Raw genomic sequence first — 15561 nt, 5'->3', positions numbered from 1 at the left:
TGCGCTCACTGCGGCGTCAGAGTACCTGCAGTCGTATCGCGAACCAGCCCATCCGCCAGAGCCGCAACGCTCATTTCCAGCGCTTCATATGCATCCTTCCATGCCGCTGATGCAACGTGCATCGCGTCGTCGTCGAAAGCCAGCAGTTCTTGCTGCACGCTCGCCGTTGCGATATAGAACGCCTTTGCGCTGGGGCGCACGGCTGCTAGACCAGTCAGTGCTACGGAATACGCTTGCCCGGCGGCATGCGCAGGCATCGCTTCAGCAGATACAGGAGCAGATTTTGGGGCTGGCTGCCCCTTCACCGGCATGCGCTGTAGTGCATCCAGCACCTGCCAGCGCACGGTCAGCACGTAGCCCCACAACTCCCTCAACCGCGCGTTCTGAAGCTCTTCTCGGCGTTGCGCTTCCTTGCGCTGAAACTCCTCCAGCCTTAACGCTTCGGTTCGTTGCCATTGCAGTGCTTCTCTCTTTTCTGCACGGTCTGCTGATTTACCTGCTGCTCGTGTGGCTAGGAGTTGGGTCACCAATGCGGTAACCAGCGCCGCACCGGCGCTGATGAGAGCCACCCACACCACGTCATTCATCAGCCGGTCCTGCTTCTCGCTGCTGTCCCTCGAGATACCCCGCCTGCCACGCAGCCCACAGTGCATCTTCGATCAGGGCCTGCATGCCATGCAAGCCGTCCACGTCCTGGCGCCGCTCGGGCAGGGAGCCGGGCTGGAGCATCCAGGTGCGGAATTTGAGGTATTGCTGCTCATCGTCGTCTGGCATGGCTGACTCCTATGTGCCGCAGGCTTGCATCTGCTTGATTGCTTTCCAGCGCTCCGCGCGTTCGATCTCGGAAAGCGTGATGCTGGAAGCCGACGTGATCGCGCCGTTGATTTCGTGCTGCGTTGGGCACCGAGTAGTCCGAGCGGGTGAACTGGGGGCAGGCACGCCCGGGCGATGCTGGATGGAGTCCACAGCCCCATTGCGGATGTACACGTACCAAGTTTCGTTCGGCCGTTCGTAGATCACTTGTTCGCGCTGAGTTCCGTTGTAGTTGTCGGCGTTAACCTTGGTCGCAGGCCCCATGGCCTCCTTCAATTGGTCAACGGTCATGCCTACCAGTGGCTTGTGCATGCGAATCGCTTCCGCTACGGCGTTGTCGCGCTGCATCTTGTCCAGACGAACCTGGGCATCGTTGGTAGTACCACCCGCTACAGGCGCAGCCAGGATGCGCAGCTTCTCGCCAGTGCCATCTGGGCACGGTGCATCCTGGAATGCAACTTTGCCGTCTGGTCCCTTGCATTTATTGATAGGCCACGCAGGCGCAACCAGCAGCGCAGTACTCAGCAACATAGCTTGCTTGATCATGTTCTTTCCCTCCCTCGTTCTTCATTGCGCCTGACTGTCTCGACATAGCTGCGAAGCCGTCGCACTTGTTCGGGCGTCAACTCCACCACCATTGCGGTTTGAAATTCTCGGCGCATGAAGTCCAGAACCCGAACCCGCACCTTGCGATCGAGTGGCTTCATGAGAGTCAGCACTTCTTTATGCGCCGCAGTGGCTGCTGGCCGCGATTCGTCGTTCTTTGCTGGCGGTTGATTTTCTGCCTGCGCAGATGACGGCGCATAGAAATGGTGATGCGTGACATGTGTCACGTTTTGCACGGGCCCTTGCACCGTGCCCATTTGTACCGATCCGCTGCCGGTGCTTTCTTGTTTCGGCATCAGGCTGGCGATCCAGTCTCTGAGCCACTTTGGAATCAAACCCACTCCTACCTCCTACGTTTCACCGGCGCCCTTTCAATGCTGCCGATTTGAATCGCTCCATTACCGCTGCTGTGCTGGCTATGACTGCCTCCAACTTGAGTGGGCACAGGGGCACCAAGCAACGCACCAAATGCTGCACGGCGCGCGTCTTTTGATGCCTCACGGAAGTACTCCAGCATCAGTCTCTCTTCAGCAGAGAAATCGTTGTCACGTCCACCAGTGAGGACGTAACGGACATCCACGCCAGCCAGCACCATGCCAGCAAGCGTCTTCGCGCCAGGTTCAGCGCCCGCCTCGTACTTCGCCCACATCTCGCGCCGAACGCCCGCCATGTCCGCAGCCTTCTGCTGGGAAAAACCTAGGCGGCCTCGCTCTTCGCGGATACGCGCCCCCATTTGCTCATCAAGATGCACAAAAACCCCTTGACTTGTGCATCGTGATGCACAAGAATTCAACTTAACCCAGCAATTTACTGCTGCCAGCTAAACAAGTTGAGTGAAGGGTAACAGACCATGCACCCCGAAGAAATCAAAGCGGCAATCCGAATGAAGGACACAACGCCTGCGGCGATTGCCGATGAACTGAAGGTATCCCGATCGATGGTGTCGCACGTCATCAACGGCAAGGCCAAAAGCGCACGTATCGCGCGTCGGATCGTGGATATCACCGGCCTCTCGATGGACAAGCTCTGGCCAACCAATGTCAAGACCTCGAAGCTTCGCCGCGCTCGCGCTGCGGGAGCGGTGGCATGAGCCTCCCCACTGCCATCGTCCACCAGCCGGCGGGCCACGCCATCACCGGCCATCCACGTTCCGTCAGCGTGCTGGTGGGCCGCGCAGACTGGCCTTGGCGTGACGACTTCGCGCCGCTGGATGCGCCGTGCAATCTGCCCCAGGGCTCGCACGATGCATGGGGCAGCACCACCCTGGACTGCATCTACCTCTGCTTCACCGTGGCTCGGGAAGGGACGTACTGATGACCCGCGCCACCGACTACACCAACGCAGCGCAGCAGCGCCTGCTGCAGCTCATCGACCTGCTTGCCGGGCACGAACTGCAGGGCTTGGCCCCCGCCGAGATCGCCAAGGCCCTGAACGTCAGTGCCAGCGTCGTCACCCGTGACCTGGACAACCTGCGCACTGCCGGCTGGGCTGAGCAAACGCCCCAGGGCCGCTGGCGCCTGGCGCCCCACGTGATCGAGATCAGCGAGCGCTATGCCGCCGGTGTGCGTGCCAGCGTGCAGGGCCTGCTCGATACCGCCCAGCGCTACGGCCAGCCAGCGGGCATCCGGGGCATGTTTGCTCCCAATTGAATAGCAGCCGAGAACCCTCGCAAACATTGAAAGCACGCCGTGAAAGACAGCACAGACTTCGTGACGAAAGAACTCTTGAGCGCGCCCGCAAAGCGCGGGCGCAAGGCTGCACCCGCCACCGCACCGGTGGCGGTGGACACCGACTTGGCGCCCGTGGCTCAGGCCGTTGCGCTGGTCGATCAGGCAACTGCCATGCAGGCAACCTATGGGCAAGAGCGCGACTTGCTGAACCAGTTGCTGGGGCAGGCACAGATGGCTGGTGCTTTCGAGGAATTTTCCCGAACGGTTCGGACTTCAAAACTCTCATTTGTTAAAGAAAACAAGCTTTATCAACAACTTAGAGGAAAGCGCGCTCCGAACGGTTCGGAATTCTTGGGTACATGGGAAGAGTTTTGCCAATTGCTCGGTACATCCGTAGACAAGGTGGATCTTGATATTTCCAACCTTCGAGCCTTTGGCGAAGAAGCCCTCGAATCCATGTCCCGCATGGGCATCGGCTACCGCGAACTGCGCCAGTACCGCCGCCTGCCCGAGGACCAGAAGCAGGCCCTGATCGAAGTCGCCAAGGCGGGCGACAAGGAGGGCTTTTTGGATCTGGCCGAGGAAATCATCGCCCGCCACGCCAAAGAAAAAGAAGCCCTCGCCACCCAGGTCGAAGAAGCCCAGGCCACCCTGGAAGCGAAGGATCGCGTCCTGGCCGACAAAAGCGACCGCCTCACCAGGCTGGAAGAACAAGCCTCACGCAAGTTCAAGCCCCTGCCCGGGTCGGCGGCGCGCACCGCCACCGAGCAAGCGCTGGTGACGGAGTTGGAGCAAGCCAGCAGCGCGGCCTACCTGGCCATGCATCGCACGTTCCAGGCGGCTGCTACGGCTCTGGAAGACAGCGGCGGCGCCGCACCGGAGGCCATCCAGCAGCGGGCACGGCACGCCATCGAATTCCTGACCCAGCAACTGGTGGACATGGCCGAGGAGTTCGGCATCCGCGTGGACCTTGAAGGACGGCTCACGCCGACGTGGCTGGATGAGGAAGCGCTCGCTGCGCTGGAGGCACGCAACGCCGCCAACCCCTACACCAACCCCCGCGCCAAGTAACTCCCGCCCCTGACGCGCCATGGACGCCATTCGTATGGAAATCATCATGAACGCAGCCCACGAGTTGGCAGCCACCGAGCACGGATCGCGCGGCGCGGTGGTGGCGCGCGTGGCCGAGGGGCTGGGCCTTTCGCCAGGACGCGCCAGCACCCTCATCACCCAGGCGCAAAAGAGCCTGGGCCTGGCCACCGCGCGCAAGCGTCGCTCAGATGCCGGCGAATCCGCCATCACGGATGCCGAGCTGGAGACCATCGCGGGCGCCATCCTGCACGACCGCCGCGCTGGCAAGTGGATGATCCCGCTGCAAGACACCATCGACATGCTGCACGCGGGCGGGAAGATCGCCACCCGCCTGTCGGCCAGCCGAGTGGGGTGCCTGCTGCGTGAGCGGGGCATGCAGGGGCGCAGCCTGGCCGCTCCCACGCCCCACGTGCGCATGCGCACCGAACATGTCAATGCCGTGTGGCAGATCGACGCATCGGTGTGCGTGCTCTACAAGACCCCCAAGGGCGAGCTGCTGCTGCTCGAAGAGGACGGCGTTCATTACAAGAACAAGCCGGACAACCTCAAGCGCGTCATGGACCAGCTGCTGGTGCGCTTCGTGGGCACCGAGCATGCGAGCAATGCCATCGCCGTGCGCTTTTACAGCGGTGGCGAGACGACCGAGAACGCGCTCGACTTCCTCATGTGGATGATGACCCAGCGCAACGACGCGGCGGGCCAGTCCATGCCCCTGCACGGCGTGCCCTACATGCTCTATACCGACCAGGGCGGTTGCTTCAAGAGCGCGGCATTCCGCAACTTCTGCGGCGCCATGGACATCCGCCAGCAGTGGCATGCCCCGCGTAACAGCCGCGCCACGGGACAGGCGGAGGTTTCGCAGAACATCACCGAGCGCGGGCTCGAGTCGCGCCTGCGGTTCCTGGACCCCGCCACCATCACCGTGGCCCGCCTGAATGCCATGGGCGAACTGTGGATGCACAGCCGTAACGGAACGCGCAAGCACAGCCGGCATGGCATGACACCCTATGCGGCCTGGAGCACCATCGGCACCGAGCACCTACGTGTGGCGCCCGACATGGACATCATGCGCGAGTTGCCGGTGAGCCTGGCCCAGCCGCGCCAGGTCAGCGGCGGCATGACCGTGAGCTTTGCGGTGAAAGGCCAGGGCCGCCGCGACTACGACCTGCGCTACGTGCCGGGCGTATCGATACGCGACAAGGTGCTGGTCGCCGTGAACCCGTTCGCCGCGCCTGCCGTGCGCGTGGGCGTCACCGACCGCGAAACCGGCGAGATCGTTTGGCACCAGGTCGAACCCGTCAAAGAAGGCTGGATGGGCTATGCCGCCGACGCCCCCGTGCTGGGCAAGGATGACTACAAGGCCATGCCCGCCACACCGGTCGACGAGCGGCGCGCAAGGATCGCCGCACAAGCCTTCGCCGCCCCGGGCGGACCAGCCACCCCGGCCCAGGTGAAGGCCGCGCAAAAAGCGGGTGCCGCGCCCTACGCCGGTCAGTTCGACCCCTTCGCCGACATCAAGGCCAAGGCCGCGAGCCTGCCCGCCTATCTGCAGCGTCCTGGCGTGCCACACGCCGCAGCCGCAACCATCGTGGAGCCCATGCGCCTGTCCGTGGCCGAGGCCTGCAAGCGCATGCGCCTGGCATTGGGCGACGACTACGACCCTGCCACCTATGCGTGGCTCACCGAACGCTACGGCGACGCGGGTGTGCCCGAAGACGTGGTGCCCGGTCTGGTTGCCGCACGCCGCCAGGCCCTCATTCCTGCGCAGACCAAGGGCGGCCTGCGTGCAGTGGGAGGGGCGCTGTGACGCGCTCTCACGCCTTTAACAACGTGATGCCGCCGCCGCAGCCGTGCTCAAAAAAGTTGACCCCGACGAGTTGCAGCTCGCCGAGGTCGTCCCCGTGAACCCCGAAACCATCGAAACCCAGGAGGAAGAGACGATGTTACTACCCCCCCAAACGTTGAGCGAAGCGGCGCGCCGCCAGTTCACCCTGTTCACCGACCCCTTCCAGGGCGAGGTGACCACCGACGCGCAGATGTTTCTCAACGGCAACATCCGGTTCGTGCGGGAGGTGGCTTGGCAGACCGCCCTGGGCGCACGAATGGCCGCCATCGTGGGTGAGTCGGGCGCGGGCAAGACCACCATGCTGGATGACCTGAAAGAGAACCTTCTGCGCGAGCACCGGCCCGTGGTGTGCATCGAGCCCAGCATGGAAGGTGCCGAGGAGACCGATACGAAGGGCAAGACGGTCAAGGCCGTGGATATCCACACCGCCATCGTCCGCACCTTCAACGCTCGGGCCTCCGTCGCCAGCAATGGCGAGGCACGCTCGCGCCAAGTGCATGCGGCGCTGACCGAGTCATGCACCGCAGGCCACTCACATCTGCTCATCATTGAAGAGGCACACGCTTTGCCCGTTCCTACGCTCAACCACCTCAAGCGGTTGCGCGAGAAGATGCGCATCGGTCGCCGCTTCATGTTGGGCATCCTGCTCGTCGGTCACCCCGAGTTGGAGAAGAAGCTCGCCCGCTGGGATGTGCGCGAAGTTATGCAGCGGATCGAAGTAGCGCGCCTGCCGCCTCTTGGTGTCGATCTGGCCGCCTACCTTCAATGCCGCGCCGCCGCAGCCGGCCGGTCATTGGATGAGTTCATCACGATCGATGGGGTGGATGAGTTGCGCACGCGCCTGACGGTGCAGGGCGACGGCCAAGCCGCACCCGTGAGCCTGCTCAACCCGCTGAATGTGAACAACTGGATGAGCGCCGCACTCAATACCGCCGCCGCGCTGGGCGCACCGGTGGTTGGCCGCGATGTGATTCGGGCGGTGTGAGGGCGCCATGGCTATCTACCGAATCCACATCGTCATGCCAGACGGCAGCCGGGGCCGCAGCACGGGCATCTTCGCCGACGGCTTCGAAGCCGTGCTCCAGACCCTGGCCGACTTCCCGGACGCGAAGCGCGTCTCGGCCATGTTCATCCGGAGGCAAGCATGAGACGGCGCCGCAATCACCCGCTCATCCAGCTCGTGATCTGGCTGGCCATATCCCTGGTGTGCTGCCTGCTCGCGTTGGTCGCAGCGCTCTCGGTGGCATCTGAGCACGGCGATCAGCTCGACAACGCTCACCGCGCCGGCATGGTGCTCGGGCAGCAGTTGTGCCAGGGCTTCCGGGCTGAGGCCGATCGCGTCCCGAGCCCGGCGGCGCGCCGGCAGAAAGGCCTGCTGTGACCAAGGCTCCCGAGATCATTGCATGCCCCGCATGCGGGACCGAGCTGACGCTCGAGCACTTGGTGGGCCACCTGGACGACGAACGCGCCTTTGCGCGGCTGGTCGCCCTGTCCGTGCCCATGGCGCACCTGGTCGTGCAGTACATCGCGCTGTTCGCCCCGGAAAAGCAGCGTCTGACGCTGCGCAAGAAGGTGCGTCTCATCCAGCAGCTGCTGCCGGACCTGCAGCGGCAGGCCATCACGCACAAGGGGCGGGATTGGCCTGCACCGCTGTATGCCTGGGAGAAAGGCATCGAGCAGATGCTGGCCGCCCGCACCACGGAGCGCTTGCAGCTGCCGATGACGGGCCACGGCTACCTCTACGCGATCCTGGCCGGTCTGGCCGACAAGCACGAGGCCGCGGCCGAGCAGCAGCGCGAGCAGGACCAGCGCCTTCGCCCGCAGCGCGACACGGTCCAGGTCAAAGGCCAGACCATGGCCATCGGCGATGCCTTGGAGGTCGTCTATGGAGGCAAAGACCCGGCGCTTGTCGCCATCGCCGAGCGCGATCGCCAAGCGGCACCCATGCCGGCTGACGTGCGCGCACGGCTCGACGCCCTGCGTGGCAAGGGAGGCAAGGCATGACGGACCAACTGCGATCCCCCACCGGCCGCCCGCGCGGCTCTCGCAACCGACCAAAACCGGTGCAGAACAACCTGGTCGAGCCCGCGCAGTACGACCGCATGCGCGCTCCGATCTGGACCACCAACCCGGCACCGGCAACGCGCGCCGGGGCCGACGACCACAAACACATTGCCAGCCGCGGCTGGCGCTGCTGAAAGGACCGCACATGGATCAACCAACACCTGAGCAGCGCGAGGCCTTCCGGGCTGCTGCCACCGACATGGGCCGCCAGATCGTCCAGGCCATCGAGGGTCCGCAATCCCCTTGGATCGTGATGGAGGCGCTGTTCCTGGTCCACCGGATGACCGTCTTGCAACTGTCGCCCGAGCAGATCGGCATGGCAGCGATGGCAACGGCCTCCTACGCCGGCGAATTGATGAAGGCCAGCGCCAACGGTGGCGCCCCGCAGAACCAACCCATCCACTAACGATCGGAGCGAGCAATGGAAGCAAGCACCCTCCCTGCCGGCTACTGGCAAGATGCCAACGGCAACCTCATCCCCGAATCCAAGGTCAAGGACATCGACAAGCTGCGCCACCAGGTCGTGGTGGATCTGTGCCGCATGGCCGAGCAGCACCAGTCCAGCCTGTCCCTCTTCAAGGCCCACGCCATGCAGGAGGTCGCCGCGCTGGTGGCGACCAGCATGGAGCAGTACGGCGTGCGCGCCGGCGGCGAGAAGGGCAACGTCACCCTGCCCAGCTACGACGGGAAGTACAAGCTGGTGCGCCAGATGCAAGACAAGATCGTCTTCGGCGAGCAGCTCATGGCCGCGAAGGTGCTGATCGACGAGTGCGTCCACGAATGGGCCGAAGGGGCCAACGACAACATCCGCGCACTGGTCAACCACGCCTTCCAGACCGACAAGGAAGGCAAGATCAACACCGGTCGCGTGCTGGGCCTCCGCCAACTGAACATCACCGATGCGAAGTGGAAGAACGCCATGCAGGCGATCTCTGACAGCATGCAGACGGCCAGCACCAAGCCCTACGTGCGCTTCTACAAGCGCAACGATGCCGGCGGCTACGACCCCATCACTCTGGACGTGGCGGCCGTATGAGCAATCAATGCACCTATACCGTGCGCGCCACCTGGTTCGGCGACGCGGAGGTCACCCTGCAGGTGGACCTCGACATCCTCACGCCTGAGCTGGCCGCCGAAATCAACGGCTTCTGGTCAGAGGATGAGAGCCGACTCGCGGCCGAGGACGGAAACGTCCTGCTCGCGGTCGTGCGCATGTTCGGCCTGGCCGCCATCCGCTGCTACATGGGAAACGGCGGGGCTTCCTTTGGACCAACGACCGATCGGTACCACACGGCTGCAGTGATTGAGCACGAGGGCGAGGGCTGGCCTGAGGTGGATAGCCTGGGCATCCTCATCACTGCGGCAGAGGTATCGGTGGTGGACTATGACGACGTGACGCTGGAGGCAGTATGACCAGCGCCACCTACACCCCCCGCTCAGGCAGCGTGGTATCGAGGGTGATCGAATTCCTCGAAGCCAACCCCGATGAGCAGTTGGATGCGGATCTGATCTCCGCAAAGTGCGAATGCGATCGGCGCAATGTCCACACCCTGCTCGGCCCAGCGGTCCAGGCCGGGCTGCTGCGCCGCACGGAAGACATGCCGACGGGCGAGCTGGTCTACACAATCGGCACAGGCAAGCCAGCGAGCGAGGGATCGCCAGCAGGCAGTGGCTTCCACGGCTGGCTGGATCGCAAGGGCCAACAGTCCGAAGAGGGGCGACCGAAGCGCAGTCCGGCTACACCGGCGCCGGCAACGGCCGCACCGCCTGCCGTCCGGAGGCCGCCCGCTGCGCCGTTCCGCATCGACCTGAGCGCGATCAGGGTGGACAAGGACGTGCCTCTGCCAGGCCGGCGCCCGGCCATGGATTGGACGCCGCTGCTCGACAGGCTGGAGGTGGGCGATTCGTTCACGGTGCCCTATGCCGCCCGCTCGTCCATCAGCAGCGCCCTCAAGGCTTACAAGGATGAGACGCAAAAGGTGTTGGCCAGCCGCACGCTGGGCTCGGAGATCCGTGTGTGGAGGACCAAATGATGGACAACCCTTTCAAGGCCGGCATCCATGCCGGTGTCCAGGCCTACTACGGCACGGTCGAGGATCGGGTGAACGCCGTGGCCCGCTTTGACCGGTCACAGTGCGAGGCCGCCCTGCAGGTGCCCGAGTTGCAGAAGACCGTCGCCGCAGCAGTGCAGCGCCGGGTTCGGTGGCTCGACAGGGTAGTGACCCGCATCCACTTCGAGGACCACCACCAGGACTTCCTCCGCTGGGAGCTGGACGCCAAGGGGAAGGTGATCGGCTGCGAGCCCTTCCAGGCGTCCGTCTGGCTCGGCAAGCATGTGCTCAACCCTGGTGGCCTGAAAGTCGGCGAACTCGTGCACTTCACCGACCCGCTGACCAAGGAGGGCCGTTGCATCCGCTACCGCATCGCGCAAATCGAGCGCTTTACTTTGACCAAGAACCCGAGCTGAGGCCCCATGTTCAAAGATCTCATCATCTACACCATCGGTACCCTGGCCGCCACCCTCGACCAGGCAGAGGAAGCACTGCAGCGCGCGCCGTTCGCGGAATGCGGGCCCACGCAAGAGAAGTCCATCGGCTGGGTGGCGCCGCGCGACGAGTTGCACGGCGCGCTGGTGGAGTCCATCAATGGTCACTGGATCATGCGCCTGATGGTGCAGACCAAGACCGTGCCCGGCAACGTGCTGGCCGACAAGGTCAGGGAGAAGGCCCAGCGCATCGAGCAGGAGACCGGCCGCAAGCCCGGCAAGAAGGAAACCCGCGACTTGAAGGACGAGGCCAAGCTCGACCTGCTGCCCATGGCCTTCGCCAAGCAGGCCGCCACCTGGGTCTGGATCGACCGCGAGGCCAACCGCCTGGTGGTGGCCACCAGCAGCCAGGCGCGCGCCGACGAGGTGGCGACCCTGCTGGTGGAAGCGCTGCCCGGGCTGTCGCTGGCGCTGCTGGACACAAGAACCTCCCCCCAGGCCGCGATGGCGCACTGGCTCACCGAGCATGAGCCGCCCGAGGGCTTCAGCATCGACCGGGAATGCGAGCTGAAAAGCGATGACGAGTCCAAGGCCGTGGTGCGCTACGCCCGCCACCCGCTCGACATCGACGAGATCCGTGAGCACATCGTCGCCGGCAAGCTGCCCACCAAGCTCGCGATGAGCTGGGACGACCGCGTCGCCTTCGTGCTCACCGAAGGGCCGCAGATCAAGAAGGTGTCGTTCCTCGACACGGTGTTCGAGGGCCGGGGCCAGGACGACAGCGGCTTCGACGCCGACGTGGCGATCGCCACGGGAGAGCTTTCCAAGATGATCCCGGACCTGGTCGAGGCGCTGGGCGGCGATGCAGGAGGTCGCGCATGACCGCATATGTGCCTGGGTACAAATTGGAACGGGGTAGCGGCCCCGATCGGGGTGCGGGTGGCATCAGGGTAGCCAGCGGTGCGGATGAGGGCTTGTGCGGCCCGCAATCGGCCCCGGCCGATCTGCTGGGTTTCGTGAGCGCATTGTCCGTGGCCGAAGCCTCCCTGGTGCTTGGGCTGGGCCGTGGCACGGTGGCCCGCCTGCGCCATGGATATTGGCCGGCCGACCCGCGCAAGATCGAGCGGGCCTGGAATCGCTACAAGGCCCAGCGCGGCGTGCTGGCATCGTGGTTCCTGCGTCGGGTCTATCCGGGCGGCATCGTGCGCCACGCCGGTCGTGCTTGGGGTGGCTCGCCGTTGGTGGATCGTACGGGCCAGCTGCTGGCCGTGGCGAGAGAGACGGGCGGCGGCTTGGTGGCGCAGACGCTGGAGCTGCCCGCGGAGCGCCTTCCCCTCGCGCAGGTCCGGAACGAGGTGACGGCATGACCACGAGTCCCATCGGGCGTGCAGCCTCGGCACTGGGCGCGGCTTTCGGCATCCTCGGCGCGCTGTTGCTGGCCATGCCGGCGCTGCCAGGCTGGGGGTTCGGCGCGTTCGCGATCAGCAACGTTTCGTGGCTGGTCGCGAGCAGGCTCCAGCGGCACACGGCGTTGCACCTGCAGCAATGGGTTTTCCTCGCCTGCAGCCTCCTGGGCCTGTGGAACTGGTGGCTCGGGCCGCTGGTGCTGGGGTGAGCGTGATGCAGGCAGCAGCAGAACGATATTCATGGATCGAGCAATGGCTTGCGCAGCAGTTGCTCGGCTACTCGGTTGATGTGCTGAACCGGGAATTCGTCGATGCCTATGCGGAAGCCACTGGCGCGCCGGTGCAGGTCATGCCATACGGCGCGGACAAATGCCGGCAACTCGGGCGCGATCTGTCCTGGATGGCAGCACAGGGACGCCTCTTGCGCTGCCGCACCGGGCTCTGCGGGATGGCTGGCATGGGGTTTCCCAGGTGGGTGTGGACGTACCGACTTGCAGGAGCGCAGCGATGACCGCCAACCACACCGCCGCCATCCACACGCTCAAGTCCAAGCTGGCCCTGAGCGATGACGACTACCGCGCGCTGCTGTCCAACCTCACGGGCAAGACCAGCAGCAAGGGCATGACGGCGACCGAGCAGCGCCAGGTGCGCGAGCACATGCAGCATCTGGCAGAGCGCATGGGCGTGGTCCCGGCCACCACGCGCCGCCAGCCTCTGACGCGCGAGCAGTTCGCGAAGGCCAAGGCCGCGGCCAGCCCGCGCGAGCGCAAGGTGTGGGCGCTGTGGCTCCAACTGCACCGCGACGGCCTGGTGGACAACCCGAGCCGCGCCGCGCTCGATGCGTGGGTGCACCGGCAAGTGGGTGTGTCGGCCCTGCGCTTTGCGAGCGGCGCCCAGTTGGATACTCTGATCGAGGCGCTCAAAGCATGGCAAACCCGAGGAGCAGAGCATGGTTGAAATGTTCGAACGGCTGGAACTGGCCGAAGTCACGGCCGAACAGATCGCCCCGCTGGAGGCCCTGATCCCGAAGGGATGGCCTGACACCTGGCGCGACCTGGCCATGAGCCACTACCTCACGCTGCTTTCGGCCCCGGGGTCCAGCGCGGTCGAGCCGCCCGCGTTGGCCCACCTGGCCGTGGCACTCACCTTGGGCATCGCGCAAGACCTGGGGGGCACGCAACCCTACATCCCGGTCGGCGCTATGCTTGCCGCCAGCGCCAAGGCGCGGCGCGCGATGGAGTTGCTGGGTCAGCGTTGCAGTTACCGCGAGGTGGCCGATGCCACCGGACTGACCGAATCCCGTGTGCGCCAAATCGAAACCGAGTGGCGGCGCCAACAGATCGCCGCGCGCCAGGGACAACTGCCCCTGTAGTCGGCCCGTCGGCTGACGCCCCCAAGCCCCGCCTGCCTCGCGCGCGCGGGGCTTTTTCTTTGCTGCGAATCTGTGGAGGGCTCGATTTAGCCCCGGAGGCCGCATCGCGAGACAGTGCGGTCCATGCCTTCCAATGCACCCGCCACTAACACGCTGCCCGCCGCGCTGCCGACCGACATCGAAGTCTTCCGCGCCGGCACCCGCACGGCCGACGACGGCAGCGTCCACACCATTACCGAGGCCGACCTGGCCGCCAGCGCCGCCGCCTACGACCCGGCTGTCCACGAGGCCCCGCACACCGTGGGTCACCCCCAGCACAACGCACCGGCCTACGGCTGGATCGAGCGCTTCGCCGTGCGGGACGGCGTGCTGCAGATCGCAGCGTCCAAGCAGGTAGAGCCGCAGTTCGCGGAGATGGTGGCCACCGGGCGCGTCAAGAAGCGCTCCATGAGCTTCTACCACCCCAACGACGGCAGCAATCCGAAGCCCGGCATCTGGTATCCGCGGCATGTCGCCTGGCTGGGCGCGCAGCCGCCCTCCGTCAAGGGGCTCAAGGACGTCAATTTCTCCGACGCCGGGGCCATCTGCTTTTCAGAACCCGTCACCCCAACCACCACACCCACCGATCCGTCACCACAGGAGCCCGACGACATGAGCAAAGAATTGCAAGAGCAGCTGGCGAAAACCCAGGCCGAGCTGCAGGCATCGAAGGACGAGGCCGCCAAGGCGCAGGCCGAAGCGGCTGCGGCCAAGAAAGCCGCCGAGCAGGCAACCGCCACGGCGGCCTCGTTCGCCGAAACGGCGCGCGCCAACCGCAAGGCCGGCTACGTCTCGTTCGCCGAGGCGCAGATCCAGGCTGGCAAGCTGCTGCCCAAGGACAAGGAAATGGCCGTGGCCACCCTGGAAGCCCTGGCCGACACCAAGCCGGTGGAGTTCGCCGAAGGCGACGCCACCCGCAAGGTGAGCCCGGCCCAGTGGCTGCAAGACCTGATCGCTGCGGCCAAACCCACGGTGTCTTTCGGTGAATTCGCTGGCGGCGGTAGCGGCGGTAACGCGGCCGCTCAGTCCGGCCAGGCCAAGGGCAAGAGCGATGCGGAGATCGACCAGGCCGCGCAGGCCTACGCCCGCCATCACAAGGTCAATTACGCCGAAGCGCTGACGGCGGTCACGGCGTCGTTCTCGAGCTGAGCATCCGCGCACCAACCGCCATCGCAAAGGAAATCACACCATGGCCATGACCGCCGCCGAGATCCGGCTCAAACAGAACCCGATCCTGACCAACCTGCTGCTCGGCATGGGCCAGGGCACCTACGTCGCAGAAAAGCTCTTCCCGCGCCTGCCGCAGGCCCTCTCCAGCATCACGCTGGCGCAGCTGGGCGACGAACGCCTGCGCCGCTACAACCTGCGGCGCGCGCCTGGCGCGCCCACCAAACGCATTCACATCAAGTACGACGGCAAGACCTACGCGGTCGACCAGTACTCGGTGGAGGTGCCGCTGCCGCGCGAGTTGCTGCGCGAGGCCGACGAGAGCCGCAAGCTCAACGTGGGCGCCTACCTGGACATCAGCCGCATCGCGATGACCACGGCCAACGATGTGCTGGGACTGGACTACGAGATCGAGGTGGCGCAGATCGCAACGGCTGCCGGCAGCTACGCCGCAGGCCACGTCCTGGCGCTCGCCGGCGGGACGAAGTGGAGCGCCAGCACGGGCACGCCGGTCACGGACATCCGCGCCGCCGCCGATGTGATCCGCAAGAAGATCGGCAAGCGGCCCAATCGGCTCACGCTGAGCGCCGATGCGTTCACTGCGCTGTCGACCAATGCCGAGGTCAAGGGGTACCTGCCCACCACCAATCTCGGTCCGGCCACCATCGAGCAGCTGAAGACCGTGCTGAACGTCGCTGACATCGTGGTCGGCGATGCGGTCTGGATCGACGAGACCGACACGGGCCGCGACGTGTGGGGCAACAACGCCATCCTGGCCTACGTGCCCACCATCGGCGCGGGCGGCAGCGCGGACATCAGCCTGGCCGAGCCCGGTTTCGGCTTCACGAACGTCCTGGAAGGGCACCCCTTCAGCGAGACGCCGTACTACGACCCGGGCAGCAAGAGCTGGATCTACGGCGCCACCTACGAGCGCAAGCCCAACGTGGCCTACAACACCGCCGCCTTCCTGTTCACCAACCCGAAGTAACAACCACCGTAGC

Annotated in this window: 28 protein-coding genes; 23 read left to right on the top strand and 5 right to left on the bottom strand. The window is 65.2% G+C overall.

All coding sequences use genetic code 11. From position 1 onward, the window contains the following. Positions 1–5: 5 nt before the first annotated feature. From R1Z03_RS11140 to R1Z03_RS11120, 5 genes are read right to left on the bottom strand one after another with little or no spacing between them, the layout of a single operon-like run. The gene (locus R1Z03_RS11140) at positions 6–587 is read right to left on the bottom strand and encodes a hypothetical protein (RefSeq protein ID WP_317359661.1); all 582 of its coding nucleotides are present in this window, start codon (positions 585–587) and stop codon (positions 6–8) included. Continuing rightward, positions 580–774 carry a hypothetical protein gene (locus R1Z03_RS11135; protein WP_317359659.1) on the bottom strand — a complete coding sequence of 65 codons (195 nt, stop codon included), beginning with the start codon at positions 772–774 and terminating at the stop codon, positions 580–582. Before R1Z03_RS11135 ends, R1Z03_RS11140 begins: the two co-directional genes overlap by 8 nt. Positions 775–783: 9 nt before the next feature. Next, positions 784–1359 (bottom strand): hypothetical protein, encoded by a 576-nt coding sequence (locus R1Z03_RS11130; protein WP_317359655.1) that lies wholly within the window; start codon positions 1357–1359, stop codon positions 784–786. Beyond that, on the bottom strand, positions 1356–1760 hold the full coding sequence (locus R1Z03_RS11125; protein ID WP_317359653.1) for a hypothetical protein: 405 nt from the start codon (positions 1758–1760) through the stop codon (positions 1356–1358). Before R1Z03_RS11125 ends, R1Z03_RS11130 begins: the two co-directional genes overlap by 4 nt. Before the next feature lie 2 nt (positions 1761–1762). Beyond that, on the bottom strand, positions 1763–2152 hold the full coding sequence (locus R1Z03_RS11120; RefSeq protein WP_317359651.1) for a helix-turn-helix transcriptional regulator: 390 nt from the start codon (positions 2150–2152) through the stop codon (positions 1763–1765). A gap of 117 nt (positions 2153–2269) precedes the next feature. Here R1Z03_RS11120 and R1Z03_RS11115 point away from each other — a divergent pair, with 117 nt between their 5' ends. From R1Z03_RS11115 to R1Z03_RS11005, 23 genes are all read left to right on the top strand, one after another. After that, positions 2270–2509, top strand: coding sequence for a helix-turn-helix domain-containing protein (locus R1Z03_RS11115; protein WP_317359649.1), 240 nt, complete (start codon positions 2270–2272; stop codon positions 2507–2509). After that, the gene (locus R1Z03_RS11110; RefSeq protein ID WP_317359647.1) at positions 2506–2733 is read left to right on the top strand and encodes a hypothetical protein; all 228 of its coding nucleotides are present in this window, start codon (positions 2506–2508) and stop codon (positions 2731–2733) included. The genes R1Z03_RS11115 and R1Z03_RS11110 overlap by 4 nt, the downstream gene beginning before the upstream one ends. Beyond that, complete coding sequence (locus R1Z03_RS11105) at positions 2733–3068, top strand: helix-turn-helix domain-containing protein (RefSeq protein ID WP_317359644.1); 336 nt, start codon at positions 2733–2735, stop codon at positions 3066–3068. Before R1Z03_RS11110 ends, R1Z03_RS11105 begins: the two co-directional genes overlap by 1 nt. 39 nt (positions 3069–3107) lie before the next feature. Further along, positions 3108–4160: a hypothetical protein gene (locus tag R1Z03_RS11100; protein ID WP_317359641.1), complete on the top strand. Its 1053-nt coding sequence runs from the start codon at positions 3108–3110 to the stop codon at positions 4158–4160. Positions 4161–4206: 46 nt separating this feature from the next. After that, positions 4207–5988 (top strand): transposase family protein, encoded by a 1782-nt coding sequence (locus R1Z03_RS11095; protein WP_317359639.1) that lies wholly within the window; start codon positions 4207–4209, stop codon positions 5986–5988. A gap of 43 nt (positions 5989–6031) precedes the next feature. After that, positions 6032–7012, top strand: coding sequence for an AAA family ATPase (locus R1Z03_RS11090; protein WP_317359636.1), 981 nt, complete (start codon positions 6032–6034; stop codon positions 7010–7012). Positions 7013–7019: 7 nt separating this feature from the next. Continuing rightward, the gene (locus tag R1Z03_RS11085; RefSeq protein WP_317359634.1) at positions 7020–7175 is read left to right on the top strand and encodes a hypothetical protein; all 156 of its coding nucleotides are present in this window, start codon (positions 7020–7022) and stop codon (positions 7173–7175) included. Continuing rightward, on the top strand, positions 7172–7408 hold the full coding sequence (locus tag R1Z03_RS11080) for a hypothetical protein (protein WP_317359632.1): 237 nt from the start codon (positions 7172–7174) through the stop codon (positions 7406–7408). The genes R1Z03_RS11085 and R1Z03_RS11080 overlap by 4 nt, the downstream gene beginning before the upstream one ends. Next, entirely contained in the window at positions 7405–8031 is a 627-nt protein-coding gene (locus R1Z03_RS11075) for a hypothetical protein (RefSeq protein WP_317359630.1), read from the top strand. Before R1Z03_RS11080 ends, R1Z03_RS11075 begins: the two co-directional genes overlap by 4 nt. Next, positions 8028–8225 (top strand): hypothetical protein, encoded by a 198-nt coding sequence (locus tag R1Z03_RS11070; RefSeq protein WP_317359628.1) that lies wholly within the window; start codon positions 8028–8030, stop codon positions 8223–8225. The genes R1Z03_RS11075 and R1Z03_RS11070 overlap by 4 nt, the downstream gene beginning before the upstream one ends. An 11-nt stretch (positions 8226–8236) precedes the next feature. Beyond that, positions 8237–8497 (top strand): hypothetical protein, encoded by a 261-nt coding sequence (locus R1Z03_RS11065; protein ID WP_317359626.1) that lies wholly within the window; start codon positions 8237–8239, stop codon positions 8495–8497. Between the two features lie 15 nt (positions 8498–8512). Continuing rightward, on the top strand, positions 8513–9127 hold the full coding sequence (locus R1Z03_RS11060; protein WP_317359624.1) for a DUF3164 family protein: 615 nt from the start codon (positions 8513–8515) through the stop codon (positions 9125–9127). Continuing rightward, positions 9124–9504 carry a DUF2528 family protein gene (locus R1Z03_RS11055; RefSeq protein ID WP_317359623.1) on the top strand — a complete coding sequence of 127 codons (381 nt, stop codon included), beginning with the start codon at positions 9124–9126 and terminating at the stop codon, positions 9502–9504. The genes R1Z03_RS11060 and R1Z03_RS11055 overlap by 4 nt, the downstream gene beginning before the upstream one ends. Then, the gene (locus R1Z03_RS11050; protein ID WP_317359619.1) at positions 9501–10124 is read left to right on the top strand and encodes a hypothetical protein; all 624 of its coding nucleotides are present in this window, start codon (positions 9501–9503) and stop codon (positions 10122–10124) included. The genes R1Z03_RS11055 and R1Z03_RS11050 overlap by 4 nt, the downstream gene beginning before the upstream one ends. After that, positions 10121–10558 (top strand): hypothetical protein, encoded by a 438-nt coding sequence (locus tag R1Z03_RS11045; RefSeq protein ID WP_317359616.1) that lies wholly within the window; start codon positions 10121–10123, stop codon positions 10556–10558. Before R1Z03_RS11050 ends, R1Z03_RS11045 begins: the two co-directional genes overlap by 4 nt. A gap of 6 nt (positions 10559–10564) precedes the next feature. Then, on the top strand, positions 10565–11458 hold the full coding sequence (locus R1Z03_RS11040) for a recombination-associated protein RdgC (RefSeq protein WP_317359614.1): 894 nt from the start codon (positions 10565–10567) through the stop codon (positions 11456–11458). Between the two features lie 134 nt (positions 11459–11592). Then, a complete protein-coding gene (locus R1Z03_RS11035) occupies positions 11593–11943 on the top strand; it encodes a hypothetical protein (protein WP_317359611.1) in 351 nt (116 codons plus the stop codon). After that, positions 11940–12191 carry a hypothetical protein gene (locus R1Z03_RS11030; protein WP_317359608.1) on the top strand — a complete coding sequence of 84 codons (252 nt, stop codon included), beginning with the start codon at positions 11940–11942 and terminating at the stop codon, positions 12189–12191. The genes R1Z03_RS11035 and R1Z03_RS11030 overlap by 4 nt, the downstream gene beginning before the upstream one ends. Next, positions 12188–12493, top strand: coding sequence for a hypothetical protein (locus R1Z03_RS11025; protein WP_317359605.1), 306 nt, complete (start codon positions 12188–12190; stop codon positions 12491–12493). The genes R1Z03_RS11030 and R1Z03_RS11025 overlap by 4 nt, the downstream gene beginning before the upstream one ends. Then, on the top strand, positions 12490–12939 hold the full coding sequence (locus R1Z03_RS11020) for a regulatory protein GemA (RefSeq protein ID WP_317359602.1): 450 nt from the start codon (positions 12490–12492) through the stop codon (positions 12937–12939). The genes R1Z03_RS11025 and R1Z03_RS11020 overlap by 4 nt, the downstream gene beginning before the upstream one ends. Beyond that, positions 12932–13354 (top strand): hypothetical protein, encoded by a 423-nt coding sequence (locus R1Z03_RS11015; RefSeq protein WP_317359599.1) that lies wholly within the window; start codon positions 12932–12934, stop codon positions 13352–13354. The genes R1Z03_RS11020 and R1Z03_RS11015 overlap by 8 nt, the downstream gene beginning before the upstream one ends. A 123-nt stretch (positions 13355–13477) precedes the next feature. Beyond that, on the top strand, positions 13478–14542 hold the full coding sequence (locus R1Z03_RS11010) for a hypothetical protein (protein WP_317359597.1): 1065 nt from the start codon (positions 13478–13480) through the stop codon (positions 14540–14542). A 40-nt stretch (positions 14543–14582) separates the two neighbouring features. Beyond that, the gene (locus R1Z03_RS11005) at positions 14583–15548 is read left to right on the top strand and encodes a major capsid protein (protein ID WP_317359595.1); all 966 of its coding nucleotides are present in this window, start codon (positions 14583–14585) and stop codon (positions 15546–15548) included. Positions 15549–15561: the final 13 nt, after the last annotated feature.

The organism is Acidovorax sp. BLS4, from assembly GCF_032929295.1.
Classification (GTDB): Bacteria; Pseudomonadota; Gammaproteobacteria; order Burkholderiales; family Burkholderiaceae_C; genus Paracidovorax.
Note: the sequence above shows the minus strand (reverse complement) of the source record. Positions and strands in the feature narration are given on the sequence as shown.

Excerpts from the sequence above, each read along its gene's own strand:
- R1Z03_RS11105 (WP_317359644.1), top strand. The coding sequence starts at position 2,733 with ATGACCCGCGCCACCGACTACACCAACGCAGCGCAGCAGCGCCTGCTG.
- R1Z03_RS11010 (WP_317359597.1), top strand. The coding sequence starts at position 13,478 with ATGCCTTCCAATGCACCCGCCACTAACACGCTGCCCGCCGCGCTGCCG.
- R1Z03_RS11115 (WP_317359649.1), top strand. The coding sequence starts at position 2,270 with ATGCACCCCGAAGAAATCAAAGCGGCAATCCGAATGAAGGACACAACG.
- R1Z03_RS11085 (WP_317359634.1), top strand. The coding sequence starts at position 7,020 with ATGGCTATCTACCGAATCCACATCGTCATGCCAGACGGCAGCCGGGGC.
- R1Z03_RS11060 (WP_317359624.1), top strand. The coding sequence starts at position 8,513 with ATGGAAGCAAGCACCCTCCCTGCCGGCTACTGGCAAGATGCCAACGGC.
- R1Z03_RS11140 (WP_317359661.1), bottom strand. The coding sequence starts at position 587 with ATGAATGACGTGGTGTGGGTGGCTCTCATCAGCGCCGGTGCGGCGCTG.
- R1Z03_RS11020 (WP_317359602.1), top strand. The coding sequence starts at position 12,490 with ATGACCGCCAACCACACCGCCGCCATCCACACGCTCAAGTCCAAGCTG.
- R1Z03_RS11030 (WP_317359608.1), top strand. The coding sequence starts at position 11,940 with ATGACCACGAGTCCCATCGGGCGTGCAGCCTCGGCACTGGGCGCGGCT.
- R1Z03_RS11040 (WP_317359614.1), top strand. The coding sequence starts at position 10,565 with ATGTTCAAAGATCTCATCATCTACACCATCGGTACCCTGGCCGCCACC.
- R1Z03_RS11050 (WP_317359619.1), top strand. The coding sequence starts at position 9,501 with ATGACCAGCGCCACCTACACCCCCCGCTCAGGCAGCGTGGTATCGAGG.
- R1Z03_RS11135 (WP_317359659.1), bottom strand. The coding sequence starts at position 774 with ATGCCAGACGACGATGAGCAGCAATACCTCAAATTCCGCACCTGGATG.
- R1Z03_RS11120 (WP_317359651.1), bottom strand. The coding sequence starts at position 2,152 with ATGGGGGCGCGTATCCGCGAAGAGCGAGGCCGCCTAGGTTTTTCCCAG.
- R1Z03_RS11080 (WP_317359632.1), top strand. The coding sequence starts at position 7,172 with ATGAGACGGCGCCGCAATCACCCGCTCATCCAGCTCGTGATCTGGCTG.
- R1Z03_RS11045 (WP_317359616.1), top strand. The coding sequence starts at position 10,121 with ATGATGGACAACCCTTTCAAGGCCGGCATCCATGCCGGTGTCCAGGCC.
- R1Z03_RS11110 (WP_317359647.1), top strand. The coding sequence starts at position 2,506 with ATGAGCCTCCCCACTGCCATCGTCCACCAGCCGGCGGGCCACGCCATC.
- R1Z03_RS11065 (WP_317359626.1), top strand. The coding sequence starts at position 8,237 with ATGGATCAACCAACACCTGAGCAGCGCGAGGCCTTCCGGGCTGCTGCC.
- R1Z03_RS11055 (WP_317359623.1), top strand. The coding sequence starts at position 9,124 with ATGAGCAATCAATGCACCTATACCGTGCGCGCCACCTGGTTCGGCGAC.
- R1Z03_RS11070 (WP_317359628.1), top strand. The coding sequence starts at position 8,028 with ATGACGGACCAACTGCGATCCCCCACCGGCCGCCCGCGCGGCTCTCGC.
- R1Z03_RS11015 (WP_317359599.1), top strand. The coding sequence starts at position 12,932 with ATGGTTGAAATGTTCGAACGGCTGGAACTGGCCGAAGTCACGGCCGAA.
- R1Z03_RS11095 (WP_317359639.1), top strand. The coding sequence starts at position 4,207 with ATGAACGCAGCCCACGAGTTGGCAGCCACCGAGCACGGATCGCGCGGC.
- R1Z03_RS11130 (WP_317359655.1), bottom strand. The coding sequence starts at position 1,359 with ATGATCAAGCAAGCTATGTTGCTGAGTACTGCGCTGCTGGTTGCGCCT.
- R1Z03_RS11005 (WP_317359595.1), top strand. The coding sequence starts at position 14,583 with ATGGCCATGACCGCCGCCGAGATCCGGCTCAAACAGAACCCGATCCTG.